The 23,191-nt window shown below is 73.9% G+C and carries 27 protein-coding genes, 1 rRNA gene and 1 riboswitch; of the genes, 16 read left to right on the plus strand and 12 right to left on the minus strand.

Translation table 11 applies throughout. The features are described from left to right. The 3 genes from rrf to ABME01_RS04195 form a co-directional block, all read left to right on the plus strand. A 5S ribosomal RNA gene (gene rrf / locus ABME01_RS04185) occupies window positions 1-97 on the plus strand; the annotation flags it as partial. A 79-nt stretch (window positions 98-176) separates the two neighbouring features. Next, entirely contained in the window at window positions 177-2,135 is a 1,959-nt protein-coding gene (locus ABME01_RS04190) for a thioredoxin domain-containing protein (RefSeq protein ID WP_353827108.1), read from the plus strand. Further along, window positions 2,132-2,536 carry a DUF3054 domain-containing protein gene (locus ABME01_RS04195; RefSeq protein ID WP_353827109.1) on the plus strand — a complete coding sequence of 135 codons (405 nt, stop codon included), beginning with the start codon at window positions 2,132-2,134 and terminating at the stop codon, window positions 2,534-2,536. Before ABME01_RS04190 ends, ABME01_RS04195 begins: the two co-directional genes overlap by 4 nt. Window positions 2,537-2,551: 15 nt before the next feature. Here ABME01_RS04195 and ABME01_RS04200 read toward each other — a convergent pair whose 3' ends face one another. Continuing rightward, the gene (locus ABME01_RS04200) at window positions 2,552-2,884 is read right to left on the minus strand and encodes a hypothetical protein (protein WP_353827110.1); all 333 of its coding nucleotides are present in this window, start codon (window positions 2,882-2,884) and stop codon (window positions 2,552-2,554) included. A gap of 199 nt (window positions 2,885-3,083) precedes the next feature. On the opposite strand from ABME01_RS04200, the gene ABME01_RS04205 reads away from it, so the two are divergent. Next, a complete protein-coding gene (locus ABME01_RS04205) occupies window positions 3,084-4,664 on the plus strand; it encodes a DUF7059 domain-containing protein (protein ID WP_436407397.1) in 1,581 nt (526 codons plus the stop codon). 27 nt (window positions 4,665-4,691) lie between these two features. Here the strand turns inward: ABME01_RS04205 and ABME01_RS04210 are convergent, their stop codons facing one another. Beyond that, a complete protein-coding gene (locus tag ABME01_RS04210) occupies window positions 4,692-5,120 on the minus strand; it encodes a DUF1761 domain-containing protein (RefSeq protein ID WP_353827112.1) in 429 nt (142 codons plus the stop codon). Between the two features lie 121 nt (window positions 5,121-5,241). Between ABME01_RS04210 and ABME01_RS04215 the strand changes: the two genes are divergently transcribed. From ABME01_RS04215 to ABME01_RS04225, 3 genes are all read left to right on the plus strand, one after another. Continuing rightward, on the plus strand, window positions 5,242-6,174 hold the full coding sequence (locus ABME01_RS04215) for a J domain-containing protein (protein WP_353827113.1): 933 nt from the start codon (window positions 5,242-5,244) through the stop codon (window positions 6,172-6,174). A gap of 56 nt (window positions 6,175-6,230) precedes the next feature. Continuing rightward, window positions 6,231-7,517 carry a M18 family aminopeptidase gene (locus ABME01_RS04220; RefSeq protein WP_353827114.1) on the plus strand — a complete coding sequence of 429 codons (1,287 nt, stop codon included), beginning with the start codon at window positions 6,231-6,233 and terminating at the stop codon, window positions 7,515-7,517. Between the two features lie 89 nt (window positions 7,518-7,606). Next, window positions 7,607-8,140, plus strand: coding sequence for a rhodanese-like domain-containing protein (locus ABME01_RS04225; protein ID WP_353827115.1), 534 nt, complete (start codon window positions 7,607-7,609; stop codon window positions 8,138-8,140). 15 nt (window positions 8,141-8,155) lie between these two features. Here ABME01_RS04225 and ABME01_RS04230 read toward each other — a convergent pair whose 3' ends face one another. The 6 genes from ABME01_RS04230 to ABME01_RS04255 form a co-directional block, all read right to left on the minus strand. Then, entirely contained in the window at window positions 8,156-8,335 is a 180-nt protein-coding gene (locus tag ABME01_RS04230; protein ID WP_353827116.1) for a hypothetical protein, read from the minus strand. 75 nt (window positions 8,336-8,410) lie between these two features. Beyond that, on the minus strand, window positions 8,411-9,784 hold the full coding sequence (locus tag ABME01_RS04235; RefSeq protein ID WP_353827117.1) for an L-serine ammonia-lyase: 1,374 nt from the start codon (window positions 9,782-9,784) through the stop codon (window positions 8,411-8,413). 69 nt (window positions 9,785-9,853) lie between these two features. Continuing rightward, complete coding sequence (locus ABME01_RS04240) at window positions 9,854-10,636, minus strand: ABC transporter permease (RefSeq protein WP_353827118.1); 783 nt, start codon at window positions 10,634-10,636, stop codon at window positions 9,854-9,856. Window positions 10,637-10,656: 20 nt separating this feature from the next. Beyond that, window positions 10,657-11,484 (minus strand): ABC transporter ATP-binding protein, encoded by an 828-nt coding sequence (locus ABME01_RS04245; protein ID WP_353827119.1) that lies wholly within the window; start codon window positions 11,482-11,484, stop codon window positions 10,657-10,659. 144 nt (window positions 11,485-11,628) lie between these two features. Beyond that, on the minus strand, window positions 11,629-12,495 hold the full coding sequence (locus ABME01_RS04250) for a DUF4097 family beta strand repeat-containing protein (protein ID WP_353827120.1): 867 nt from the start codon (window positions 12,493-12,495) through the stop codon (window positions 11,629-11,631). A gap of 23 nt (window positions 12,496-12,518) precedes the next feature. Next, on the minus strand, window positions 12,519-13,040 hold the full coding sequence (locus tag ABME01_RS04255; RefSeq protein ID WP_353827121.1) for a histidine kinase: 522 nt from the start codon (window positions 13,038-13,040) through the stop codon (window positions 12,519-12,521). Window positions 13,041-13,168: 128 nt separating this feature from the next. Here ABME01_RS04255 and ABME01_RS04260 point away from each other — a divergent pair, with 128 nt between their 5' ends. Both ABME01_RS04260 and ABME01_RS04265 read left to right on the plus strand, forming a co-directional pair. Continuing rightward, complete coding sequence (locus ABME01_RS04260) at window positions 13,169-13,768, plus strand: GNAT family N-acetyltransferase (protein ID WP_353827122.1); 600 nt, start codon at window positions 13,169-13,171, stop codon at window positions 13,766-13,768. A gap of 29 nt (window positions 13,769-13,797) precedes the next feature. Beyond that, on the plus strand, window positions 13,798-14,187 hold the full coding sequence (locus ABME01_RS04265) for an MmcQ/YjbR family DNA-binding protein (RefSeq protein WP_353827123.1): 390 nt from the start codon (window positions 13,798-13,800) through the stop codon (window positions 14,185-14,187). 64 nt (window positions 14,188-14,251) lie between these two features. Here ABME01_RS04265 and ABME01_RS04270 read toward each other — a convergent pair whose 3' ends face one another. The 3 genes from ABME01_RS04270 to ABME01_RS04280 all read right to left on the minus strand — a co-directional run bounded on the left by ABME01_RS04270 (window position 14,252) and on the right by ABME01_RS04280 (window position 16,819). Beyond that, on the minus strand, window positions 14,252-14,866 hold the full coding sequence (locus ABME01_RS04270) for a CoA-binding protein (protein ID WP_353827124.1): 615 nt from the start codon (window positions 14,864-14,866) through the stop codon (window positions 14,252-14,254). Then, a complete protein-coding gene (locus ABME01_RS04275) occupies window positions 14,863-16,182 on the minus strand; it encodes an O-acetylhomoserine aminocarboxypropyltransferase/cysteine synthase family protein (RefSeq protein ID WP_353827125.1) in 1,320 nt (439 codons plus the stop codon). Before ABME01_RS04275 ends, ABME01_RS04270 begins: the two co-directional genes overlap by 4 nt. A 76-nt stretch (window positions 16,183-16,258) precedes the next feature. Then, window positions 16,259-16,819, minus strand: a complete 561-nt coding sequence (locus ABME01_RS04280; protein ID WP_353827126.1) for a cysteine hydrolase family protein — start codon at window positions 16,817-16,819, stop codon at window positions 16,259-16,261. A 148-nt stretch (window positions 16,820-16,967) separates the two neighbouring features. Between ABME01_RS04280 and ABME01_RS04285 the strand changes: the two genes are divergently transcribed. From ABME01_RS04285 to ABME01_RS04315, 7 genes are all read left to right on the plus strand, one after another. Then, a complete protein-coding gene (locus ABME01_RS04285; RefSeq protein WP_353827127.1) occupies window positions 16,968-18,143 on the plus strand; it encodes an FAD-dependent oxidoreductase in 1,176 nt (391 codons plus the stop codon). A gap of 67 nt (window positions 18,144-18,210) precedes the next feature. Continuing rightward, window positions 18,211-18,277, plus strand: a riboswitch (guanidine-III (ykkC-III) riboswitch). Window positions 18,278-18,288: 11 nt separating this feature from the next. Then, a complete protein-coding gene (locus ABME01_RS04290; RefSeq protein WP_353827128.1) occupies window positions 18,289-18,615 on the plus strand; it encodes a DMT family transporter in 327 nt (108 codons plus the stop codon). Between the two features lie 137 nt (window positions 18,616-18,752). Next, complete coding sequence (locus ABME01_RS04295) at window positions 18,753-19,511, plus strand: DUF4386 domain-containing protein (RefSeq protein ID WP_353827129.1); 759 nt, start codon at window positions 18,753-18,755, stop codon at window positions 19,509-19,511. A gap of 2 nt (window positions 19,512-19,513) precedes the next feature. After that, window positions 19,514-19,945: a hypothetical protein gene (locus ABME01_RS04300; RefSeq protein WP_353827130.1), complete on the plus strand. Its 432-nt coding sequence runs from the start codon at window positions 19,514-19,516 to the stop codon at window positions 19,943-19,945. Then, complete coding sequence (locus ABME01_RS04305; RefSeq protein WP_353827131.1) at window positions 19,939-20,172, plus strand: helix-turn-helix transcriptional regulator; 234 nt, start codon at window positions 19,939-19,941, stop codon at window positions 20,170-20,172. Before ABME01_RS04300 ends, ABME01_RS04305 begins: the two co-directional genes overlap by 7 nt. Next, on the plus strand, window positions 20,169-21,167 hold the full coding sequence (locus tag ABME01_RS04310; protein WP_353827132.1) for an NAD(P)-dependent alcohol dehydrogenase: 999 nt from the start codon (window positions 20,169-20,171) through the stop codon (window positions 21,165-21,167). The genes ABME01_RS04305 and ABME01_RS04310 overlap by 4 nt, the downstream gene beginning before the upstream one ends. Next, window positions 21,164-22,210, plus strand: a complete 1,047-nt coding sequence (locus ABME01_RS04315) for an NAD(P)-dependent alcohol dehydrogenase (RefSeq protein ID WP_353827133.1) — start codon at window positions 21,164-21,166, stop codon at window positions 22,208-22,210. Before ABME01_RS04310 ends, ABME01_RS04315 begins: the two co-directional genes overlap by 4 nt. Here ABME01_RS04315 and ABME01_RS04320 read toward each other — a convergent pair. Beyond that, window positions 22,186-23,154, minus strand: coding sequence for a YeiH family protein (locus ABME01_RS04320; RefSeq protein ID WP_353827326.1), 969 nt, complete (start codon window positions 23,152-23,154; stop codon window positions 22,186-22,188). The genes ABME01_RS04315 and ABME01_RS04320 overlap by 25 nt on opposite strands. Window positions 23,155-23,191: the final 37 nt, after the last annotated feature.

Below are 23,191 nucleotides of genomic sequence, written 5' to 3' on the forward strand. Positions count from 1 at the left end.
GGAAACGCCCGGACCCATTCCGAACCCGGAAGCTAAGACTCGCAGCGCCGATGGTACTGCAGGGGCGACCCTGTGGGAGAGTAGGACACCGCCGGACATCCTTCACAGAAGAGCCGCCCAACGCCGGGCGGCTCTTCTGCAGTTAACGCGACACCCGGCGCGCCTACGCTGGGGCCATGGGGAACCGCCTGGCCGATGCGCTGAGCCCGTACCTGCGCGCCCACGCCGACAACCCCGTGGACTGGTACCCCTGGGGAGAGGCCGCATTCGACGAGGCCCGGCGCCGGGACGTTCCCCTCCTCGTGTCGATCGGGTACGCGACGTGCCACTGGTGCCATGTGATGGCGCGCGAGAGCTTCAGCGACCCGGAGACGGCGTCGGCGATCAATTCGCGGTTCGTCGCGATCAAGGTCGACCGGGAGGAGCACCCCGAGGTCGATGCCGCCTTCCTCGCCGCCGCATCCGCGTTCACACGTCAGCTCGGCTGGCCGCTCACGGTGTTCGCACGACCCGACGGGCGGGCGTTCTACGCCGGCACCTACTTCCCACCCCGCGCGACGTCCGGGATCCCCGCCTTCGTCGACGTGCTCGATGCCGCGGACGAGGCATGGCGAACGCGTCGCGGCGACCTGGACCGCACCGCTGAGGCCGTCGGCGATGCGCTGGCCTCCGCCTCCCGGGCCGCGACGCATGGAGGACTGCCCGACCGGTCGGCGCTCGACAACGCCGTCCGCCGCCTCGCGGACGACGAGGACCCGGTGCACGGCGGATTCGGGACGGCGCCCAAGTTCCCCGTCGCACCCGTCCTCGGGTTCCTGGCCTCATCCGGGCCGGACGGTCGAGGGCTCGCGACGCGGACCCTGAAGCGGATGGGCGCATCGCCGCTGCGCGATCCGGTCGAGGGCGGATTCTTCCGCTACGCGACGAGGGCGGACTGGTCCGAGCCGCACTACGAGCGCATGCTCACCGACAACGCCCTGCTCCTCGCCGTCGCGGCGGACCTGGCCACGGGCGAGGATCCGCCTCCGTTCCTGGACGACCTCGCGGCCGGCCTGGTCGCGTTCCTCACCGAACGCCTGCAGCTTCCGAGCGGTGGCTTCGCGAGCGCGCAGGACTCGGAGAGCGTGATCGACGGACGTCGCGACGAGGGCGGGTACTACCGACGCGACGAGGTGGGGCGTGAGGGCCTGGATCCGCCGAGTCTCGACGAGAAGCTCCTCACCGGATGGAACGGCCTCGCGATCGGGGCAGCCGCCCGGGCCGGGCAGGTCTTCGCCGACGAACGAGCACTGGCGGCCGCGCGGCGCGCGGCCGACCTGATGCTGGCGTCCCATATGCGCGCGGACGGCGCACTCGTGCGCGCGTCACTCGGCGGCGACGCGTCGGGGGCACCGGCGACCCTCGAGGACACGGGGATGCTCGCGGGCGGGCTCCTCCGGCTGGCACTCGCGACCGGATCGGTCGAGTACGCGGTCGCGGCCCGCGACCTCGTGGACGCGGCCGCCGAGGGGGCCCGGCAGCGCGGAGTCGACGCGGCGTTCTCCGCTCCGGGCGGCGGCGATCCGGTGCTCGCGGCACGGGGGCTGAGCTTCGCCGACGACCCCGCCGAGGGTGCGACCCCGTCGGGGATCTCGGCCTGCGCGGACGCGGCGCTGCTGCTCTCGGCGATGGGGTCCGGGGCGCGCTACGGCGAGCTGGCGGCGGCGGCGATGCGAGGCGTGGCGGGCATCGCGCCCGAGCGCCCCATCGCGTTCGGCGGTGCGCTGGGCGTGATGGCCCGGCTCGCGGAGCCCCCCGTCCAGCTCGTCGTGGTCGTGCCCGACGACCTCGAGGACGTCGCCCGGCGCGACTCCCGTGCCGTCGACGGTGCCGCGGACCGTCGGAGTCGATCCGCGGAACTCGTTCGCGCGGCTCGGCGGGTCGCGTCCTCGCTGACCGCCGTCGTGACGGCTTCCCAGGCCGACGGGTTCACGGACGCGGGATTCGAGCTGTTCGCCGGCCGCTCGATCGGACGCGACACGGCCACCGCCTACTTCTGCCGGGCCTTCGTCTGCGAACTGCCCGTGACCGACGCGGCCGCGCTCCGGGAGCTCTCGTCCGGACCCGGTGCGACACGACCTACGATCGAGGGATGACCCGAACCCCGCCCGGCCGCGGCATCGCCGCCGCCTTCTTCGCACTGGACGCCGTCCTCGTCGTGGTGTTCGCCGGGATCGGCCGTGCGAGCCACCAGGAGGGGCTCGACGCCGCGGGGGTCTGGGCGACCGCGTGGCCGTTCCTGCTCGGCCTCGGCGCCGGATGGCTGCTCGTTCGCGCGTGGCGCCGCCCGGCCGCGCTGATCCCCACGGGCATCGCGGCCTGGCTCGCGACGGTCGTCATCGGCATGCTCGCGCGCATCGCGACCGGGGAGGATGCGGCCGCGGCCTTCGTCATCGTCGCCACGGCGACGCTCGCGCTGCTGCTGCTCGGCTGGCGCGCGCTCGTCGCCCTCGTTCGCCGCATCCGAGCGTCCAGGGGACCGGCACTCGCGGGCTGACGCGGTCGCGCCCGCTCACCAGGTCGAGGGCACCCGCCCGATCAGTGCCCAGACCGCCGAGCTGAGTTCGGGGTGATCCAGCGCGATCTCGCGGAGGAGTTCGTACTCGAAGCGCTCGACGGCGCCCCGCCGAGCCGTCGGGTGGTACGCGCGGGCGCGTGCCGGACCCCACTTGTCGGAGTGCAGCCGCTCCTCGCGCAGGGTCGCGACGACCTGCTCGTCGACCGACGGCATCTCGGGCAGGAACGCCCACGGGTCCTCGCCGAGCCGGCAGCGCAACTCGATGAGCGCGGCGAGTTCGTCGCGTGCGTCCTGTCGCAGCCGTTCCAGCGTCCGCGGCTCCGCCATGTGCGACCTCCCCTCGCTCGTCCGATGGTAACCGACCGTACGCGGCCCGTGTGTCGTGCGGGTTACACGGCGCGGCCGGGCCGTGGACCCCGGATGACGGGCGGGTGACCGTCGGGTGTCCGCGGCCCCGTGCGTCCGACCCGCTCGCCGGGGAGGCTGGTTGAATGGTCCGGTGACGACGCTGCGCGGGGAGCACCCCGTGGACCCCGCCGGCCGCGACGCGGATCCGGCCCTCATCGATCGCCTCGCCGCCGACCTCGAGGCCGCCGGCTTCGCGGTCGGTCGGATCGAGGCGCTCTGGGAGCGGGGTGCCGCCGCCACATCGACGCATCCGGGTGCTGCGCTCCGCCGCGGGCACCGCGTCCCCGCGCTCCGCGCGCTCGACCACGTCGATGCGCCGGACCGGGCCCTCGCGACCCTGGTGCGCTGCGTCGTCCTCGGCCGGTCCGTTCCGGAGGCGGACCTCGCCGAGGCGCTGCCGAGCCTGGGCCTCGAGGGCGCGGTCGGGCTCGGGCTCATCCGCCTCGACGGCGGGCGCGCTCGGCCCGCGATGGACCTGCGACCCTATGCCTTCTCCGACCCCGCCGGAGCGGGCGAATGGTGGATCGCGTCGGACCCCGGCGAGCTCGCCACGGGTGGCGCGCTTCCCGAGGAATACGTCCTCGGCGTCGGCGGTGCGTCCACGACGCTGAGCGGACAGCTGCTGCAGCGTCGCACCGGGACCACGCTGGACCTGGGCACCGGGTGCGGCATCCAGGCGATGCACGCCGCCAGGTTCAGCGACCGCGTCATCGCGAGCGACATCTCCGAGCGGGCACTGCGCTTCGCCCGGTTGAATGCGCGGCTCAACGGCGTCGACGGCGTCGACTTCCGGCTCGGCAGCCTCTACGACCCGCTCGGCGGCGAGCGGGTCGACCGCATCGTCTCGAACCCGCCCTTCGTGATCACGCCGCGGGTCGCGGGCGTGCCCGCATACGAGTACCGGGACGGCGGGCTCGTCGGCGACTCGATCGTGGAGGCGGTCGTACGGGGCGCGGGCGATCACCTGCGCAGCGGCGGGATCGCGCAGCTCCTCGGCAATTGGGAGTACCGGCGCGCCGCCGACGACCTCGAGGACGGGCTCGAGCGGATCGCGGGCTGGGCGGCGGACGCTGGCCTGGAGTACTGGATCGTCGAACGCGAGCGGCAGGACCCGAGCGAGTACGCCGAGACCTGGATCCGAGACGGCGGAACCCGTCCAGGGACGTCCGAGTTCGAGGACCTGCACGACGCGTGGCTCGAGGACTTCGCCGCGCGCGGCGTCGAGTCGGTCGGGTTCGGCTACGTGCTCCTCCGCCGCCCGGTGGCCGGCCGCGCGCCGACGCTCGCGCGCGCGGAGCGCCTGCACGGGCCGCTCGGCGACACCTCTGGAGGACTCGCCGCCCACCTCGACGCGTGCCTCGCGGCATCCGACCTCGTCGACGCCCTCGACGACGCGGCCCTGCGCGCCCTGCGCGTCGCCGTGGCCGACGACGTGACCGAGGAGCGGCACCACTGGCCGGGCGCCGAGCAGCCCACCGTCATCCTGCTGCGCCAGGGCGGCGGATTCGGTCGCGTGGTCGACGCCGGCACCGGACTCGCGGCGCTCGTCGGCGCCGCCGACGGCGAGCTGCCGCTCGGCGTGCTCGTCGACGCCATCGCCGACCTGCTCGAGGTCGACCGCGCCGCCCTGTGGGACGAGCTCGCGGCCGCGACGCGCGAACTCGTGGCGGGCGGGATGCTCCGCCCGGTGGTCGACTGACCGGACGGCCCGCGCACCGGCCCGCGGTCAGGTCGTCCCGGCCGGCGGCCACACGCCGATGATGACGGCCATGACGAGGAAGGTCACGGCCTCGTGGGCCACGTTCACCGCCGTGAGCCCGGCGGGCCTGCCCTCGAAGGCGTCGTGGGTGAGGAACCGCGCCGCCGTGAACCCGGTCCACAGCAGCGCCGCCGTGCCGACCGCCACGAGGACGTAGGGCCCGCCGAACGCCGTCCAGGCGACCCCCACGGCGACCGCGAGCACCCAGGCCGACACCGCGCTCATGAGGACCGTGGTCGCGATGGGGGCCAACGCGCCCCGGTCGCCGGAGTCGTCGACGCGCGCGACGCGCATCCAGTAGTTGCCGAAGACCCGCGGCGTGTACCAGAACGAGCCGATGACGAGCGCCGCGACCGTCGCCACGAGCACGGCCCACCAGTTGACGTCCCACACCATCGCGTCCTCCCGCCCCGGACGATCCGGAGTCTATCCACCGCGGGCGGTCGCGCGCGGGCGACGCTCGGCGACATCCCGGACCGCGACGGTATCCTCGTGCTCGCCCACCGAAAGCGAGCCCATGCCCGACTCCCCGCTCTCCGATTCGCCGTACGAGGTCCTCGGCGTGCCCGCCGATGCCGACCTCACGACCCTGCGGGCGGCGTACCGGCGCGCCCTGCGGCACGCGCATCCGGACACGGGCGGCGACGCGGAGCACTTCCATGCGGTGCAGCGCGCGTGGGAGCTCGTCGGCACGCCCGAGGCTCGCGCGGCATTCGACCGCGGCTCGGGACCGGGCATGGCCGAGCCGCAGCACGCGCCGTGGGCGCCGTCGGCGCCGAGGCCGCGCAGGGATTCGCGTCCGCTCGCGCGCACGTACGGACATCCGGGCGGCTGGTCGAGGCAGCGCTACCTCGACCTGATCCGGGAGTGGGCCGGTCGGGGCGTCACCCTCGACGACCCGTACGACCCGGCGCTCGTCCGGAGCGCGCCGCGCGACATCCGGCACGTCCTGGCCGATGCGCTCGCGGAGGAGGAGACGGCGAGGTCGCTCTCCACGCTCGGGATCGCATACACGGTCTGGCACGACCTCGCGACCGACGCCGCGGGCCCGTCGCTGCCGCCGAAGCTCGACCACCTCGTGCTCGGGCCGACGGGCCTCATCGCGATCCAGTCGGAGGACTGGGGCGGGCCCGTCGCGTTCAAGCGCGGCGAGCTCGTCGGCGAGGCGCTGGCGGGGGAGCGGCCGATGCGAGAGCTCGCGGCACGGGCCAAGTCGGTGACCCGGCCGGCCCGGGTCAAGCCCACCGCGCTCGTCGTGGCGGTGCCCGACGACGACGCGTCGACCCCGCTCGAGATCGGCGGATCGGTCCGCGGCGCCGCCGTGGCCCTGGTGCGTCGCTCGCGGCTCGCGAGCGCCATCCGCGAGGGCATCCCCGGCGCGCCGGTGCTGGGCGGGTCCGACGCGATGGAGGTGCGCGCGCGGCTGCAGGCCGCCGTGCGGTTCGCCTGAGCGGAGCCGCGCGGGCGCCGGGTCCGCCGGCGCCACGGGTTTGCGAAGATGGGGGGATGGGCATTCCCGACGTCGACGCGTACCTCGATGACTTCTCCGCATTCGTGACGGCTTCGCCGTCGTCGTACCACGCCGCCGCCGAGGTGGCTCGGCGGCTCGAGGAGGCGGGCTTCGAACGGCTCGACGAGCTCGACGCGTGGCCGTCGGGCCCGGGTCGGCGCGTGGTGGTCCGCGACGGCGCGGTGATCGCCTGGGTGCAGCCCGACGGCGCCACCGCGACGACGCCGTTCCGGATCCTCGGCGCGCACACCGACTCGCCGTCGTTCAAGCTCAAGCCGAACCCCTCGAGCGCAGCCGCCGGCCTCGCGCAGGCGAACGTGGAGGTCTACGGCGGCCCGCTGCTGAACTCGTGGCTCGATCGCGAGCTGCGGCTGGCCGGGCGCCTGTCGACGCGCGACGGCGCGATGCACCTCGTGGCCACCGGGCCGATGCTGCGGATCCCTCAGCTGGCCGTCCACCTGGATCGCGGCGTGAACAAGGACGGCCTCGTGCTCGACAAGCAGCGCCACGTGCAGCCGATCTGGGGGGTGGAGCCCGTGGGCGGCGAGCCGTCGGACGTGGTCGCGCACCTCGCCGCGCTCGCCGGGGTGGCGCCGGAGCACGTCGCCGGCCACGACGTGCACGTCGTCGACGCCGCGGCGCCCGCGCGCTTCGGCCGCGGCGACGTCTTCTTCGCGTCCGGTCGCATGGACAACCTGACCTCGGTGCACGCGGGCGCCACCGCGCTCGTCGACACGCCGTCCGACGTGGACCACATCAGCGTGCTCGCCGCCTTCGACCACGAGGAGCTCGGATCGGCGTCCCGCTCGGGTGCGAGCGGCCCGTTCCTCGAGGACGTCCTCGCGCGCATCGGCGCCGGGTTCGGCGCGAGCATCGAGGAGTCGCGTCGCGCCTTCGCGGCCTCGTGGCACGTCTCGAGCGATGCCGGCCACGCCGTGCACCCCAACTACCCGGAACGGCACGACCCGGTGAACCGGCCGGTGCTCGGAGGCGGCACCCTGCTGAAGCTCAACGCGAACCAGCGGTACGCGACGGATGCCGCGGGCGCCGCGCTCTGGGCGGCCGCCTGCGATGCGGCGGGCGTGCCGATGCAGCCCTTCGTCTCGAACAACACCATCCCGTGCGGTTCGACGATCGGCCCGCTCACGGCGACGCGCCTCGGCATCCGCACCGTCGACGTCGGTCCGCCCCTGCTGTCGATGCACTCGGCGCGCGAGCTCGCGCACGTCGACGACCTCGCCGCGCTCGGCGGGGCCGTCGCGGCGTTCCTCGCCGGGGCCTGATCCGTCCGCGCGGGCATTGGCGCGATCTCCTGCATCGACGACCGGATGCGGTGGGGCTGCAGGGCGGCCGGGATGCGAGCATCGTCACCATGACGACCGCCACGCCCTCCACCGCCAGCACGCCGCACGGCTCGGCCGACGCCGCGTCGGACGCCCTCGCCGACGGACTCTTCGCCCACGTCGCCCCGCCGGAGGAGGCCGTCCGCCACTTCCGGGCGCGACTGTCGTTCGAGACCGACGTCTCGGACGTCGCGAGCGGCCTGTCGAGGGGCGCGCCCGGGTTCGCGCTCGTCGACACGCGCAGCGATGCGGCGTGGTCCGCAGGCCGCATCCCGGGCGCCCTGCACCTGCCCGGCCGACGAATCCTCGAGGAGGGCCGGGGTCGCCTCGCGCCCGGCACGCCCGTGGTCGTCTACTGCTGGGGTCCCGGCTGCAACGGCGCGACGCGAGCCGCGCTCGCGTTCGCGACCCTCGGTCACCCGGTCAAGGAGATGCTCGGCGGATTCGAGTACTGGGTGCGCGAGGGCTTCGACGTCGAGACCGATGAGGGACGCGCCCGTCGCGAGGTCGACGTGCTCACCAACGTGGCCGGAACGGCTCCGGCGGTGACCTGCGCCTGCTGACCTGGCCCGCCCGGATCAGCGGATCGGGCCGCGCCGCTGCTCGAGCCAGAGGGTGTGCTCGCGGAGCCCGTTCCGGACGGCGGCCTTGATGACCAGGTAGCCGATCCAGATGCTGAGGGCGAGGATCGCCAGGTAGATCAGCGAGCCGATGAGGAGGGCGGCGAAGCCGGCGCCGGTGAGGTAGTCGAGGTCCACCCGGCCTACCCTGTCAGGCCCACTGGCCGCCGAGGAAGGAACCCGTTCGGGGGACAGGAACGGCCACGGGCGTCCTCAGCACTCGATCACGTTCACCGCGAGGCCGCCCTCGCTCGTCTCCTTGTACTTCGTCATCATGTCGATGCCGGTCTGGCGCATGGTCTCGATCACGGTGTCGAGCGAGACGATGTGGGTGCCGTCGCCGTGCAGTGCGAGCCGTGCCGCGGAGACCGCCGTCGAGGCGGCGATGGCGTTGCGCTCGATGCACGGCACCTGCACGAGGCCGGCGACGGGGTCGCACGTGAGTCCGAGGTGGTGCTCCATCGCGATCTCGGCCGCGTTCTCGATCTGCTGCGGCGTCCCGCCGAGCACCGCGCACAGGCCGCCGGCGGCCATCGCGCACGCCGAGCCGACCTCGGCCTGGCATCCGCCCTCGGCGCCGGAGATCGAGGCGTTCTTCTTCACGAGGCTCGCGATCGCCGACGCGGTGAGCAGGTAGCGCCGGATGCCCTCGCGGTCGGCACCGGGGACGAATCGAAGGTAGTAGTGCCCGACGGCCGGGATGATGCCGGCGGCGCCGTTCGTGGGCGCGGTGACCACACGCCCGCCGGACGCGTTCTCCTCGTTCACCGCGAGCGCGAACGCGTGCAGCCATTCGGTGGAGGTGTCGCGCAGGTGCTCGTCGCGGTCGTGCTCCTCGAGCCGGCGCCGCACCTCGGGCGCGCGGCGCTTCACCCGGAGGCCGCCCGGCAGTGTGCCCTCGGTGTGCAGGCCGTGCTCGACGCACTCGGCCATCGCATCCCAGATCGCGTCCAGGCCGGCGACGATGCCCTCCTCGCCGTGCGCGGCGACCTCGTTGCGCCACGCGATGTCGCAGAGGCTCACGCCGTGCTCCTCGCAGAGCTCGAGCAGCTCCGCGGCGGTGGAGTAGGGCAGCGGATGGCGCAGCGCCTCGGCCTGCTCGGGCGCGTCGCCGTCGCGGCGGATGAACCCGCCGCCGACGGAGTAGTAGGTCTCCTCGGCGATCGGCAGGGCGTCGTCGTCGCCCCAGGCCTGCAGTGCGAGCGCGTTCGGGTGGCCCGGCAGCCGCGTCCGCGGCTCGAGCGACACGTCCGACTGCGCCATCCGGATCGGGTGCCGCCCTGCGAGGTGCACCTCGGCACCGTCGGCCAGCCTCGTCCACGCGCTGCGCACGTCGTCAGGGTCGCAGTCGTGCGGCGCGAGCCCGCCGAGCCCGGCGATGACGGCGTCCGGGGTGCCGTGCCCGAGGCCGGTGGCGCCGAGCGAGCCGTAGAGCGAGCAGGTGACCCGGCGCACGCGGTCGAGGTGTCCGCCCTGGTCGAGCGCGTCGACGAAGATCCGAGCGGCCCGCATGGGTCCGACCGTGTGCGAACTCGAGGGGCCGATGCCGATCGAGAACAGGTCGAGGGCTGAGACGAACGCTGTCACCCTCCAAGGCTACGTCGCAGCACGCGCAGGGATTCGCCGCGGATTCGAAGAATCGTGCGCGGCCGGGCGTCACGTGCCGCGCTGGGCGCGGCGGCGGCGGTAGGCGAGCATCGCGACCCCGTGGGCGACGACGAGGATGCCGACGAGCCACGCGAGCGCGACCCAGAGCTCCGGGCCCACCGGCTGCCCGGCGAACAGCGCGCGGATGGTGTCGACGATCGCCGTCACCGGCTGGACCTCGGCGAACACGCGGACCGGCCCCGGCATGCTCTCGGTCGGCACGAACGCCGAGCTGATGAAGGGCAGCAGGATGAGCGGGTACGAGAAGGCGCTCGCCCCGTCGACGGACTTCGCCGTGAGGCCGGGGATCACCGCGAGCCAGGTCAGGGCGAGCGTGAAGAGGACCATGATCCCGCCGACCGCGAGCCAGGCGGCGACGCCGGCACCGGTGCGGAAGCCCATGAGCAGGGCCACTCCCACGACGATCGCGAGGGAGGCGAGGTTCGCGACGAGCGACGTGAGCACGTGCGCCCACAGCACGCTCGCGCGAGCGATGGGCATCGACTGGAATCGCTCGAAGATCCCGCCCTGCAGGTCGAGGAACAGGCGGTAGGCGGTGTACGACACCCCGGACGCGACGGTGATGAGCAGGATGCCGGGCAGCAGGTAGTCCACGTAGGCCGCGTCGGAGCCGGTGTCGATCGCGCCGCCGAAGACGAACACGAACAGCAGCATGAAGGCGATCGGCATGATCGCAGTCGTGATCACGGTGTCGAGGCTGCGCGTGATGTGCCGGAGCGAGCGGCCGGTGAGCACGGCCGTGTCGCCGAGGACGTGGGTGGACGTCGTCATCGTCGGAGTCGTGGTGGTCATCATCGTTCCGTTCCGGTCGTGGGGCGGGCGGCCGTGTCGGCCGGGTCGTGGACGGAGCGGCCCTCGCCGACGAGCGCCAGGAAGACCTCCTCGAGGGTGGGCTGCTTCTCGACGTACTCGACCGTCGTCGGCGGCAGGAGCCGCTTCAGCTCGGCGAGCGTGCCGTTCACGAGGATCCGGCCCTCGTGCAGGATGGCGATCCGGTCGGCGAGGTGCTCGGCCTCGTCGAGGACCTGCGTCGTGAGCAGCACGGTGGTGCCGTTCGCGGCGAGCTCCTTCACCGCCTGCCACACCTCCAGTCGCGACTGCGGGTCGAGCCCGGTCGTCGGTTCGTCGAGGAAGATGACGGGCGGCTCGCCGATGAGGCTCATCGCGAGGTCGAGGCGACGGCGCATGCCGCCCGAGTACTCCGAGACGCGCCGACCGCCGGCCGCGGTGAGCGAGAACCGAGCGAGGAGGTCGTCGGCGATCCGGCCCGGGGCCGGCAGGTGCCGCAGCCGCGCCACCAGGATCAGGTTCTCGCGTCCGCTGAGCACCTCGTCGACGGCGGCGAACTGCCCGGTCAGGCTGATCGACGCGCGGACCGCCGCCCCGTTCGCGGCCACGTCGAGGCCGTTCACCTCGGCCGATCCCGCGTCGGCGCGGAGCAGCGTGGAGAGGATCCTGACGACGGTGGTCTTGCCGGCGCCGTTGGCGCCGAGGAGGGCGAAGATGCTGCCCGGTGCGACGTCGAAGTCGACGCCGCGCAGCACCTGTTCGTCCTTGCGGTAGGACTTCTCGAGGCCGCGCGCGCGGATGGCGGGGGCCCGGGTCTGGTCGATGGTCATGGTGGATGCTCCGTCTCTCGTCGGACCGCGTGGCACGGTCGTGCCGTGCGCGGCGGGGTTCGTGGATGGTGGTGCGGGCGCGCTCGACCGCCCCGACGTCGGACTCGGTGGTCCGGCGCCTGGTGCGGTCCCGGTTCGGCGGGGCTAGCGGGCGGGCGCGGAGCTCGGGCGGCGGATCAGGATGTCGCCCCAGCTCGTGCGGGCGTGCAGTTCGACGGTGGTCTCGTCGGCGTCCGGTGCGTCGGCGGGTTGGAGGGTGTTGCGGACCGCCCCGTGCTGGCTCGACACGTCGAGCCAGGCCGCGGTGCCCTCGGCGACGCCCACCTCGATGCCGCCGTAGCCCGCCTCGAGCCGGACGCTGCCGCCGTCGATGCGCTCGACGAGCAGGTTGCCGTGGCTGGTCCGCGCGGTGACCGAGCCTCGGGCGTCGGCGACGGTGACGTCGCCGTGGGCGCCCCGGACGACGAGGGTGCCGGTGACCTCGCCGATGGTCGTCGAGCCGTTCGGGTTCTTGATCAGCGCCTCGCCCGAGAGCTCGCGGATGCGGATGCTGCCGGCCGACGACGTGAGCTCGACGGCGCCGGTCGCGCGACCGACGATGATCGAGCCGGACGAGGTGCGCGCCGTGACGCGTTCGGCCTCGTCGACCCGGACGTCGCCCGCGCCCGTGCGGTACCCGACGGCGCCGAACGCGCCCTCGGCGAGGAGCCGGCCGGCGCCGGCGGCGCCGCGCACCTCGGACCCCTCGGGCACCCGGATCAGCACCTCGACCTGCCCCGCGCCGCCGAACGGCGTGTAGTGCAGCCATCCCCTCGTGGTGCGCACGGTGAGCACGTCGCCGACGAGATCGACCGCCGCGTCGGCGGCGGCCCTGACGTCGGCCGGCTTCTCCGGGTCGGCGGGCAGGACCTCGACGTGGGTGTCCGAGCGCTCCGATGCGACGACATGGAGGTCGCCCCAGCCGAGGTCGACGTCGACGACGACGGGTTCGGGGGTCTGGTACGCGGTCATGACGGCTCCTCGAAGGTGATCGTTCAGCGGACCCAGCCGGTGATGCGGTTCGCGTCGCCACCGGCCGGGCGGGTGTCGGAGGGTCGCCGCGCGGGGGGCGGGGCGACGGCGGCGGCGATCGCCCGGACGAGCCAGGTGTTCACGGAGACGCCGTCGCGGGATGCCGCCTGCTCGACCTGCGCCTTCAGCTGGTCGGGCAGGCGCAGGGTGGTGCGCGCCGTCGCTGCGGACTCGTCGCTCGTCGCCGGCGGGGGGATGATCGCCGCCGCGCCGTCGTCGGCGGCCGGCTCGAACGTCGTCGACGCGGGCGTGGTCACGACGAACTCGGGATCGCGGCCGCGCAGGCGGACGTCGACGGACCCGGGAGCGAGCTCGGCCGTGATCTCGCCGGCCGCGGCGGACAGCGCCTCGAGCAGCACCAGCCTGGTCGCGGCGTCCAGCGGCGCGCTCAGACGCCGGGCGAGTTCCAGGGCCTCGTCGCCGCCCATCTCGGCGGCGACGGTGAGCCGTCGCTGGAGGTCGTCGACGTACGGGTTCAAGTCCATGACGCCAGAGTGACACCATCGTGGTGTCATGTCAAGTGTCACTGGGGGGAGGGCATGGTGTCACGGTGCTGTCGTCGCGTGGTCCGGTCTCGGCGGAGCCACAGGCACGCGCGCCTAGGCTGGTGGGGATGTCCACGATCGATCCGTCTCCCGGGCGTACACCGTCCACCCCCGCCGCCGGCGGCCTGCAGTTCCGACGCATGCGCGACGACGAGACGCGACTGGTCGGGCGGCTCGTCCGCGACGCCTACGCCGGCGACTACGAGCTCACCGACGCGTACCTCGACGAGATCGAGGCGGTCGGCGACCGGGCTCGCGAGCACGAGGTGTGGGTCGCCGCCGACGCGGCGACCGGCGAGGTGCTCGGCACGGTGACGACGCCCCGCCCGGGCCGGCGCATGTCGGCGGTCGCGCGCCAGGAGGACGAACTCGACTTCCGCTTCCTCGGCGTCTCCGGTGCGGCCCGCGGACGCGGGGTCGGCGAGGCGATGGTGCGGCACGTCGTCGCGCTCGCCGCCGCCCGCGGCCTCCGCCGGGTCGTGCTGAACACGGGCGAGCAGATGGCCGCTGCCCGTCGGCTGTACGAGCGGCTCGGCTTCGAGCGCCTGCTCGAGCGCGAGTTCACCTTCGAACGGCCCGACGGCACGCCGGTGCACATCCTGGCCTTCGGCATCGACGTGCGTGGGAGCATCTCCGGCCCGGCCGTCGCCACGGCGCCCGCCGCCTGACGCCCGTCCACCCGGCGTAGTCTCGTGGCGTGGCCACCATCGACGACGTTCGAGACGCCGCTGCGCGGCTGCCCGGCAGCGAGGAGCGTGCGACCACGGGCGGCGCCGCCTGGTTCGTGCGTCGGAGGCTCTACGCGTGGGAGTGCCATCCGTGGCCCAGCATCCCCGCCGAGATCCGAGAGATCATCGCGGCCGAGCCCGTGGTGGGCGTCAAGGTCGCCGACCGGGTCGATGCCCTGGCCCTCGTCCAGATGGCGCCGGACGTCTTCCTCCGGACGACGACGCCGTGGGGCGAGCCGAAGGTCGCGTTCCGCCTCGCCGCCATCGAGCGCGACCACCTCGTCGAGCTCGTGACCGAGGCCTGGCGGGTGCAGGCGCCGAAGTACCTGCGCGCCGAGCACGACGCAGCCACGGCCTGAGTCCGGACGGCGATCGCGCGCCGTCGCGACTCAGCACCCGCGGCGGCTTCGTCCCCGCCGCGTCTCAGCGCCCGCCGCGACGGCTCGAGATCTGCCCGGTGTCGAAGCCGAGCAGGTGCAGGCCGCCGTGGAAGCGCGCGTGCTCGACCTTGATGCACCGGTCCATCACGACCGTGAGGCCCTGCTCCTCGGCGGAGTACGCGGCGTCCTCGTTCCAGATGCCGAGCTGGACCCAGATCGCCTTCGCGCCGACCGCGACGACGTCGTCGACGACCGACGGGATGTCGCTGCCGCGCCGGAACACCACGACGACGTCGGGGACCTCGGGGAGGTCGGCCAGGCTCGCATACGCGGGCTGCCCGAGGATCTCGGTCTCGTTCGGGTTGACGAAGTACACGCGATAGCCGCTCGACTGCTGGAGGTAGGTGCCGACGAAGTAGCTCGAGCGCTGCGGCTTCGGCGAGGCGCCGACGATCGCGACCGACGATGCGGCGTCGAGGATCCGGCGACGCTGCTTCGCGTCAGGTCCGGTCCACGTGCGCTGGGACTTCAGCAGCTTCGCCAGGGGCGAGCTCGCCGGGAGCTCGCACGACAGTCCGTTGACCAGTCGCACCGTCTCGAGGTCGGTGGCGCCCTCCGCCGTCGCCGTGGCCAGGTCGGTCTCGTTCACGATGCTCATCGGTCGCCTCCCACGGCGGTCAGGGCGCGCTCGCGCGTCGCGCTGGTCAGGGCCTGGTCGAGGTCGGCGACGATGTCCTCGACGTCCTCGATGCCCACCGAGAGGCGCACGACGCCCGGCCGTACGCCCGCGTCGACGAGCTGCTGGTCGGTCAGTTGCGCGTGCGTCGTCGAGGCCGGGTGGATGATGAGCGTCTTCGCGTCGCCGATGTTCGCGAGGTGACTCGCGAGCCGGACCGATTCGATGAGCTTGCGTCCGACCTCGCGGCCGCCCTTCACCTCGAAGCTGAACACCGAGCCCGGCCCCTTCGGCAGGTACTTCCCAGCGCGCGCGAAGTGCGGGTGGTCGGGCAGTCCGGCCCAGAGCACGCGCTCGACGCGCGGGTCGGCGGCGAGCCACGCCGCCACCTCGCGCGCGTTGTCCAGGTGCGCCTGGATGCGGTACGGCAGGGTCTCGACGCCCTGGGCGAGGAGGAACGCCGAGTGCGGTGCCAGGGCCGGGCCGATGTCGCGCAGCTGCTCGGCCCGGAGGCGCGTGAGGAACGCGTACTCGCCGAAGTTGCCCGACCACTGCAGCCCGCCGTAGCTCGGTACGGGCTCGCCGAACAGCGGGAACTTCTCGGAGTGCCAGTCGAACCGGCCCGACTCGACGACGACCCCGCCGAGCGTCGTGCCGTGCCCGCCGAGGAACTTCGTCGCCGAGTGCGTGACCAGGTCGGCGCCCCACTCGATCGGCCGGTTCAGGTACGGCGTCGCGATCGTGGAGTCGACGATGAGCGGGATGCCGTGCGCGTGCGCGACGTCGGCGAGGCCCTCCAGGTCGGCGATCTCGCCCGACGGGTTCGCGATCGTCTCGACGAAGATCGCCTTGGTGCGCTCCGTGATCGCGGGGGCGTAGTCGGCCGGGTCCGACGAGTTCACGAAGGTGGTCTCGACGCCGAATCGGCGGAGCGTGACGTCCAGCTGGGTGATCGAGCCGCCGTACAGGTTCGCCGAGGCGACGATGTGGTCGCCGGAGCCGGCGAGGCTCGCGAAGGTGATGTACTGCGCCGACAGGCCGCTCGCGGTCGCGACCGCGCCGAGGCCGCCCTCGAGGCTCGCGATCCGCTCCTCGAACGCCGCGACCGTGGGGTTCGCCAGGCGCGAGTAGATGTTGCCGTACTTCTGCAGCGCGAAGCGCGCCGCCGCGTCGGCCGTGTCGTCGAAGACGAATGCGCTCGACTGGTAGATCGGGAGCGCGCGGGCGCCCGTGTCCGCGTCGGGGATGTTGCCGGCGTGGATTGCGCGGGTCTTGAAGCCGTATTCGCGGTCTGCCATGGCGCCACGGTAGCCGCGCCGGGCGCCCCGGCCGCTGTCGTCCGTAACGGGGGGCAACGGATGCCGCGTGCGCGACCTACCCGCCCAGCACGTCGTCGGTCGTCGCGACGGTGGCGAAGCCGCCGCCGTGGAGGTTCACCGCAGTCGCCCGAGCGAGGTCGGCCGCGGCGAGGCGGATGCCGCCGGGTCCCTCCATCTCGAACGTGTGCGTCGCGTCGATCGGCAGCACGACGTCGTAGCCGAGGTTGCCCGCCATCCGGGCGGTCGTCTCGACGCACTGGTTCGTCTGGATGCCGCAGACCACGAGCCGGCGGATGCCGCGCTCGTCGAGCCACGCCTGCAGGTCGGGGTCGCCGTAGAAGGCCGAGTTCACGTGCTTCGTCACGAACAGGTCGTGCGGGGCGTCGGCGACGACGGGCTTCAGGGCGTTGCCGGGCGTGCCGGGCTCGAGCGGCGATCCGGGCGTGCGCGAATCGTGGCGCACGAGCACGATCGGCGCCTCGGCCTCCGCCCACGCTCCGACCAGCCTGCCGATGTTCGCCTCGGCGTCGGGGTTGTCGCGCTCGCCCCAGTACGGGTCGTCGAACCCCTGCTGCACGTCGATCACGATGAGGGCGGTCTCCCGGTCCAGGTCCATGGGTCCATCGTGGCGCCCCGGCGTCGCGCCCGCGTCGGCGGCGGCTGCCAATCCTGCGCGACCGCCTGCCAACGGGCGCGGTAGCGTTGGCGCGTGATCCTGGAGCACCTGCGCGCGGTCGCGTCGGAGCGGCCCGGGGGCCGGTGACATGACCGGCGTCGTCGGCGTCGAGACCGTCGTGGTCGGCGGCGGTGCGATGGGCGCCGCCACCGCCTGGCAGCTGGCGCGGCGCGGGCGCGAGGTGACGCTGCTCGAGCGGTTCGAGCCGGGCCACCGGAACGGGTCGTCGCACGGGGCCTCGCGCAACTTCAACGTCGGGTACGCCGACCCGGCGTATGTCGCGATGCTCGTCGAGGCGCTGCCGCTGTGGCGCGAGCTCGAGGCCGAGTCCGGTGCGTCGCTGCTCGACCTGGTCGGCGTGGCGAACCACGGCCCGACGCCGCACTTCGACGTCGTGCACGCGGCGCTCACGGCGGCCGGGATCCCTGCGGAGTTCCTGCCCGTCGAGGAGGCGTCCCGCCGCTGGCCCGGCATCCGCTTCGACACCCGCGTGCTGTTCAACGAGCGCGCGGGCCGGGTGGATGCCGATGCCGCGGTCGCGGCACTGCACGCCCGGGCCGCCGCGCTCGGCGCCGACGTGCGGCACCGGACGCGAGCCACGGCGATCGAGGTCGTCGGCGGCGACCGCGTGCGGGTCGCGTCGACGTCGGACGACGGGGCCGAGCAGGTCTTCGAGGCCCGCACGGCGGTCGTCACGCTCGGCGCGTGGACGACGAAGTTCATCGGGGCACTCCCGCTTCCGCCGCTGGTGGTCACCCAGGAGCAGCCGGCGCACTTCGCGGTGCGCGACGACGGCATGCCCTGGCCGAGCTACAACCAATTCCCCGGGAGCCCGGCCGACGGGTACGGCTACTGGCGCTCGCCGGTCTACGGCATGCTGACGCCGGGTGAGGGCGTCAAGGCCGGATGGCACGGGGTCGGCCCACTCGCGGATCCCGACGCGCGTGACTTCCTCCCCGTGCCCGACCAGCTCGCCGACCTGCAGCGCTACGCGCGCGACTGGCTCCCCGGCGTGGACGCCGACGCGGTCACGCCGATCAGCTGCACCTACACCACCACGCCCGACGAGCACTTCGTGCTCGACCGGATCGGCCCGATCGTGGTCGGTGCCGGGTTCTCCGGCCACGGGTTCAAGTTCACGCCCGTCGTGGGGCGGATCCTGGCCGACCTCGCGGACGGGACGGGTCCGGCGCCCCCCAGGTTCGCGGCGGACCGCGCGGCCGTGCCCGGCAGCAGCTCGCCGACGGAGCTCGCGGGGCGCTGAGCAGTCGCCGTCCGTGCGCGCGCTGCCGGTGCACAGGCCGTGATCAGGGCCCGTTGCTAGCCTTCGAGCAGGTCGCCGCACGGCGGCCCCGGACGAGGGAACCCAGTACCCGGAACGCGACAAGACTGGCCGAAGGAGTGTCGTCATGTCGTGGATCGTCCTCATCGTCTCAGGCGTGCTGGAGGCCGTCTGGGCCACCGCCCTCGGGAAGTCCGAGGGGTTTACCAGGCTCTGGCCGTCGATCGTGTTCGGCGTCGCGCTGGTCGTCTCGATGGGCGGCCTCGCCTGGGCGATGCGCGGCATCCCGGTCGGCACCGCCTACGCGGTCTGGGTCGGGATCGGCGCGGCGCTCACCGTGGGCTGGGCGATGCTCACCGGCGAGACGGAGGTCTCGTGGGCGCGGCTCGCGCTCATCGCGGGACTCGTCGGCTGCGTCGTCGGCCTGAAGCTGGTCGGCGGCGCCGAGCACTAGCCGCGCTGCCCGGCGCTGCCCCGAGGCAGGTGCGCCGCCCGGCGGCGCGGTCCGCTCTGTAAAGAATACTTGACACCATGTCGATTCTGCTTGACACTGGATGTCAAGCATTCTTGACATCCGGAAGGGAAGACGACATGGACGCGAACGGAGCGGGCGCGACGCGCACCGCGGAGGGGCCGATCGGGTGGTTCGCCTCGGCGGGCGCCCTGGCGCTCATGGCCGTGCTCGGATTCGCGGCGCTCGGCGCGATCGCGGAACTCGGATCGACGGCGGCACCCGACGAGGTCATCGCCCGGTCGGACGGACGGTTCGGCTGGGTGGTCCTCGCGCTGTACGGCATCGCGGTCCTCGACGTCGTCGTCGCCTGGGGACTCTGGGTCGTGCTGCGCACCCGGGACCCGCGCGGTGCCGTCCTCGCCGCGGCGCTGCGCCTCGTCTACGCGGCGGCGTTCGTCGCCGCGATCGGCCACGTCGGCCACGCCGTTCGGATCGCCGACGGTGCGGACGCCCCGGCGATCGGCCGCGCCGATCGCGCCGCGCTCGTGCAGGAGCAGCTGCAGGCGTTCGACGCGGCCTGGAACGGCGCGCTGCTGGTCTTCGGCGCGCACCTCGTCGTGGTCGGGGTCCTCCTCGTCCGACGCGCGGGCGTCGCCGCGACCGTGGTCGGCGTGCTCGTCGGCGTGGCAGGCCTCGGGTACGCGGCCGACACGGTCATCCGGCTCCTCGCGTCGCAGGCCGACCCGGGCATCGCGATGTTCACCTTCATCGGGGAGGTCGTGCTCATCGGATGGCTCGTGGCCGGCGGCATCCGTTCGGCGCGATCCCGCGGCGAGGTCGACGACCCGCCGACCTCGCGCCCGTCACGCCGGGCGCTCGCCGGGGAAGGGGCGTGAGCATGTCGTACGAGGAGAAGGGCACCTGGGTCTACCTCGTCGTCTCCGTCGTCGGATACGGGGTGTACCTCTCGCTGGTCCTGCCCCAGCTCGCGGGTGGTGTCGCGGTCGGCGACATCGGCTACGTGGCTCCGATGCTCTGGACGATCGGCGGCGCGATCGTCGCCTCGATCGTCGGCCGGATCCTGGTCGAGATCGTGTTCCCGAGCGAGAGCACGAAGGGCGACGTGCGGGATCGCGAGATCGACCGGCTCGGCAGCCGCGTCGGCAGCTCGTTCGTCGTCATCGGCGCGCTCGGCGCGCTCGTGCTGTCGATGCTCGAGGCCGACTGGTTCTGGATCGCGAACGTCATCTACCTGTGCTTCCTGCTCGCCGCGGTGCTCGAGAGCGTGACGCGGCTGTTCGCCTATCGCCGGGGGGTGCCCGCATGGTGAAGCCCACGCGGGTCACCAACGAGATCCGCGCGCTCCGCTTCCGCCACGGCGAGATGACCCAGGCGGAGCTCGCGACTCGGCTCGGCGTCACGCGACAGACCGTCATCGCCATCGAGCAGGGTCGGTACTCGCCGTCGCTCGAGATGGCCTTCCAGATCGCTCGGGTGTTCGGGGTGCCGCTCGACGAGGTCTTCCAGTACCCCCATGAGGAGGTGTCGGCGCCATGAGGATCGCCGCATATCACCGGTACGGTGCCCCCGAGGTCGTCGGGGTCGAGGAGCGGGAACGTCCGGAACCGGGCCAGCGCGAGGTGCGCGTGCGCGTGCATGCGGCCTCGGTCGGGGCGGCGGATGCGGCGGGGCGCTCGGGTTCGCCCTGGTTCGCCCGGCTCGCCTTCGGGCTGCGCCGCCCGCGCAACGCGGTGCTGGGCTCGGACTTCGCCGGCGTCGTCGACTCGGTCGGCGCCGAGGTCACGCGGTTCGCGGTCGGCGACCGGGTCTTCGGGGCGACGGGCGCCGACGGCGGCGCGCACGCCGAGGCCGTCGTGGTCCGTGAGGACGGCGCGATCGTGCCGTTGCCGGGCGACGTCTCCGTCGAGACCGCCGTCGCGATCTGCGACGGCGCGATGACGGCCCTGCCGTTCCTGCGCGACGCCGGGCGGGTCGGAGCGGGCAGTCGCGTGCTGGTGAACGGCGCGTCGGGCGCGGTCGGGGCGGCTGCGGTGCAGATCGCCGCGCACCTCGGCGCCGAGGTGACCGCGGTGTGCGGTCCGGCGCACGTCGACCTCGTCGGAGGGCTCGGCGCCGCCCGCGTCGTCGACTACTCCCGCGAGGACCCGATGCGGTCGGATGCCGCGGGCGCACCGTTCGACGTCGTGTTCGATGCGGTCGGCAAGGCGACCTACCGGCGGGCCCGCGCGGTGCTCGCGCCGGACGGCCGGTACCTGACGACCGTCCCGTCGTGGACCCTGCTGGCGCAGCAGGCGGCCTCGCGGCTGGGCCGCCGGCGCGCGATCGTCAGGTTCACGGGGCTCCGCTCCGCCGAGGCGAAGCGACCCGACCTCGAGCAGCTCGCCGCGCTCGCGGCCGCGGGCGCGTTCACCCCCCTCGTCGAACGGGTGCTCCCGCTCGACGACATCGCCGGTGCGCACCGCATCGTCGACACCGGACACAAGGCCGGCACGGTCGTCGTCACGCCCGTGCCCGAGTACCAGGAGGCATGATGCGCGCGATCGTCCAGACCGGCTACGGGGGCCCCGAGGTGCTCGCGGTCGCCGAGGTGCCGGAGCCGGCCCGGCCCGGCGCCGGCGAAGTCGCCGTCGCCGTGACCGCTGCCGGCGTGCACGCGGGCGACGTGTGGATCATGCGCGGCGAGCCGCTCATGATCCGCGCCGCCTTCGGCCGGACCAGGCCGCGCCGTCCCGTCGCCGGGCGCGACATCGCCGGCGTCGTCTCCGTCGTCGGCGAGGGCGTCACCGCGCTCGCCGTCGGCGACCGCGTGTACGCCGAGTCGGATCGGGGAGGCTTCGCCGAGACGGTGGTGCTGCGGGCGACCCACGTGCGACGCGCCCCTGCGAACCTCGACGACGCGCACGCCGCGGTCATCCCGGTGTCCGCGGCGACCGCGCTGCAGGCGCTGCGCCTCGGCCGCGTCGGACCGGGCGATCGCGTGCTGGTGATCGGTGCGTCCGGCGGCGTCGGCACGTACGCCGTGCAGCTCGCGACCGCGCTCGGTGCCGCGGTCACGGGCGTCGCGAGCGGCGCGAAGGCCGACCACGTGCGCGCCGCGGGCGCGATCCGGGTCATCGACCACCGGACCGAGGACCCGACGACCGACGGCGCGACGTACGACGTCATCCTCGACCTCGTCGCCGCGCAGTCGCTCGCCGCGCTCGTGCGCATCCTCGCGCCCCGCGGCACCCTCGTGCTGTCGGCGGGCACGGGCTCGCGGGTGCTCGGACCCCTGCCGCGCATGGTCGCGGCCGCGCTGCGAGCGCCGTTCACGAGACGGCGATTGAAGCCGCTCGCGGCCGCGCACCGCGGCGACGACCTCGACGAGCTGCGCGGGTTCGCGGAGGCGGGCCGCCTACGGCCCGTGGTCGACGAGGTCTTCCCGATGGACCGGGGGCCGGAGGCGCTCGCCCGGCTGGCGTCGGGCGGGGTGCGCGGCAAGGTCGCGATCCGCATCCGAGCGGACGCGGGGACGGACGGAGCGGGCGGCGCCGCGGGCGCCGCCGGAGTTCAGCCGAGCAGCACCGCGCCGTAGGCGAGCGCGGCGACCAGCACCCACGACGCCAGTCCGGTGACGAGGGCGCGCCACCCGGTGTGCAGCAGCGCGGCGACCCGGATGGAGGCGCCGAGCGCGAACAGCGCCATCGCGAGGAGCGTCGTCTGCACGACGTCGGCCGCCGTCAGCACCGCCTCGGGCACCGGCAGGAACGTGCGCACCAGCACGGCCGCCAGGAAGCCGACGATGAACAGGGGCACGATCGCCGGCCGCGGGCCGGTCGCCTCCACGGCGCGCCGGCGCTCGACGGCCGCCGTGATGGCGACCATCGGCGCGAGCAGCAGCACGCGCGTGAGCTTCACGACGACCGCGACGGCCAGCGCCGATGCGCCGGCGATCTGCGCGGTCGCGACGACCTGCCCGACGTCGTGCACCCCGGCGCCCACCCAGTGCCCGAACTGCGGCGCCGTGAGGCCGAGCGGATGCCACAGCGCGGGCAGCACGGCGATGGCGAGCGTGCCGCACAACGTCACGAGCGCCACCGGCCGGGCCTGCTCCTCGTCGCGCGCGCGGACGGTCGCGGCCATCGCACCGATCGCCGAGGCGCCGCAGATCGCGAAGCCGCTCGCGATGAGCAGCGGTTCGTGGCCCGGCAGGCGCATCGCGCGCCCCAATCCCAGGGTGCCCGCGAAGGTGAGCACCACGACCCCGACCGTCGTGAGGATCGTGAGCCAGCCGAGCCCGGCGATGTCGCCGAGGCTGAGCTTCAGCCCGAGGAGCACGATGCCCGTCCGCAGGAGGGTGCGCGCCGAGAACGCCAGCCCCGGGCGCAGGGCGCCGTCCAGCGTGGGACGCAGGCTCGGGACCTGGCCGACCACGATGCCCGTCGCCACGGCGACGGTGAGCAGCGGCAGTACGGGCGCCCCGAGGTGCACGAGCCACGCGAACGCCGCGGCGAGCGCGGCGACGCCGACTCCGGGCATCCGCTCGCGCCATCGGTGGATGGTCGGCCGGGCGCCG

Source organism: Agromyces litoreus (assembly GCF_040496015.1).
GTDB lineage: Bacteria > Actinomycetota > Actinomycetes > Actinomycetales > Microbacteriaceae > Agromyces > Agromyces litoreus.

Excerpts from the sequence above, each read along its gene's own strand:
- ABME01_RS04190 (WP_353827108.1), top strand. The coding sequence starts at position 177 with ATGGGGAACCGCCTGGCCGATGCGCTGAGCCCGTACCTGCGCGCCCAC.
- ABME01_RS04195 (WP_353827109.1), top strand. The coding sequence starts at position 2,132 with ATGACCCGAACCCCGCCCGGCCGCGGCATCGCCGCCGCCTTCTTCGCA.
- ABME01_RS04200 (WP_353827110.1), bottom strand. The coding sequence starts at position 2,884 with ATGGCGGAGCCGCGGACGCTGGAACGGCTGCGACAGGACGCACGCGAC.
- ABME01_RS04210 (WP_353827112.1), bottom strand. The coding sequence starts at position 5,120 with ATGGTGTGGGACGTCAACTGGTGGGCCGTGCTCGTGGCGACGGTCGCG.
- ABME01_RS04215 (WP_353827113.1), top strand. The coding sequence starts at position 5,242 with ATGCCCGACTCCCCGCTCTCCGATTCGCCGTACGAGGTCCTCGGCGTG.
- ABME01_RS04220 (WP_353827114.1), top strand. The coding sequence starts at position 6,231 with ATGGGCATTCCCGACGTCGACGCGTACCTCGATGACTTCTCCGCATTC.
- ABME01_RS04225 (WP_353827115.1), top strand. The coding sequence starts at position 7,607 with ATGACGACCGCCACGCCCTCCACCGCCAGCACGCCGCACGGCTCGGCC.
- ABME01_RS04240 (WP_353827118.1), bottom strand. The coding sequence starts at position 10,636 with ATGACGACGTCCACCCACGTCCTCGGCGACACGGCCGTGCTCACCGGC.
- ABME01_RS04245 (WP_353827119.1), bottom strand. The coding sequence starts at position 11,484 with ATGACCATCGACCAGACCCGGGCCCCCGCCATCCGCGCGCGCGGCCTC.
- ABME01_RS04250 (WP_353827120.1), bottom strand. The coding sequence starts at position 12,495 with ATGACCGCGTACCAGACCCCCGAACCCGTCGTCGTCGACGTCGACCTC.
- ABME01_RS04255 (WP_353827121.1), bottom strand. The coding sequence starts at position 13,040 with ATGGACTTGAACCCGTACGTCGACGACCTCCAGCGACGGCTCACCGTC.
- ABME01_RS04260 (WP_353827122.1), top strand. The coding sequence starts at position 13,169 with ATGTCCACGATCGATCCGTCTCCCGGGCGTACACCGTCCACCCCCGCC.
- ABME01_RS04270 (WP_353827124.1), bottom strand. The coding sequence starts at position 14,866 with ATGAGCATCGTGAACGAGACCGACCTGGCCACGGCGACGGCGGAGGGC.
- ABME01_RS04275 (WP_353827125.1), bottom strand. The coding sequence starts at position 16,182 with ATGGCAGACCGCGAATACGGCTTCAAGACCCGCGCAATCCACGCCGGC.
- ABME01_RS04280 (WP_353827126.1), bottom strand. The coding sequence starts at position 16,819 with ATGGACCTGGACCGGGAGACCGCCCTCATCGTGATCGACGTGCAGCAG.
- ABME01_RS04285 (WP_353827127.1), top strand. The coding sequence starts at position 16,968 with ATGACCGGCGTCGTCGGCGTCGAGACCGTCGTGGTCGGCGGCGGTGCG.
- ABME01_RS04290 (WP_353827128.1), top strand. The coding sequence starts at position 18,289 with ATGTCGTGGATCGTCCTCATCGTCTCAGGCGTGCTGGAGGCCGTCTGG.
- ABME01_RS04295 (WP_353827129.1), top strand. The coding sequence starts at position 18,753 with ATGGACGCGAACGGAGCGGGCGCGACGCGCACCGCGGAGGGGCCGATC.
- ABME01_RS04300 (WP_353827130.1), top strand. The coding sequence starts at position 19,514 with ATGTCGTACGAGGAGAAGGGCACCTGGGTCTACCTCGTCGTCTCCGTC.
- ABME01_RS04305 (WP_353827131.1), top strand. The coding sequence starts at position 19,939 with ATGGTGAAGCCCACGCGGGTCACCAACGAGATCCGCGCGCTCCGCTTC.
- ABME01_RS04310 (WP_353827132.1), top strand. The coding sequence starts at position 20,169 with ATGAGGATCGCCGCATATCACCGGTACGGTGCCCCCGAGGTCGTCGGG.
- ABME01_RS04315 (WP_353827133.1), top strand. The coding sequence starts at position 21,164 with ATGATGCGCGCGATCGTCCAGACCGGCTACGGGGGCCCCGAGGTGCTC.
- ABME01_RS04320 (WP_353827326.1), bottom strand. The coding sequence starts at position 23,154 with ATGCCCGGAGTCGGCGTCGCCGCGCTCGCCGCGGCGTTCGCGTGGCTC.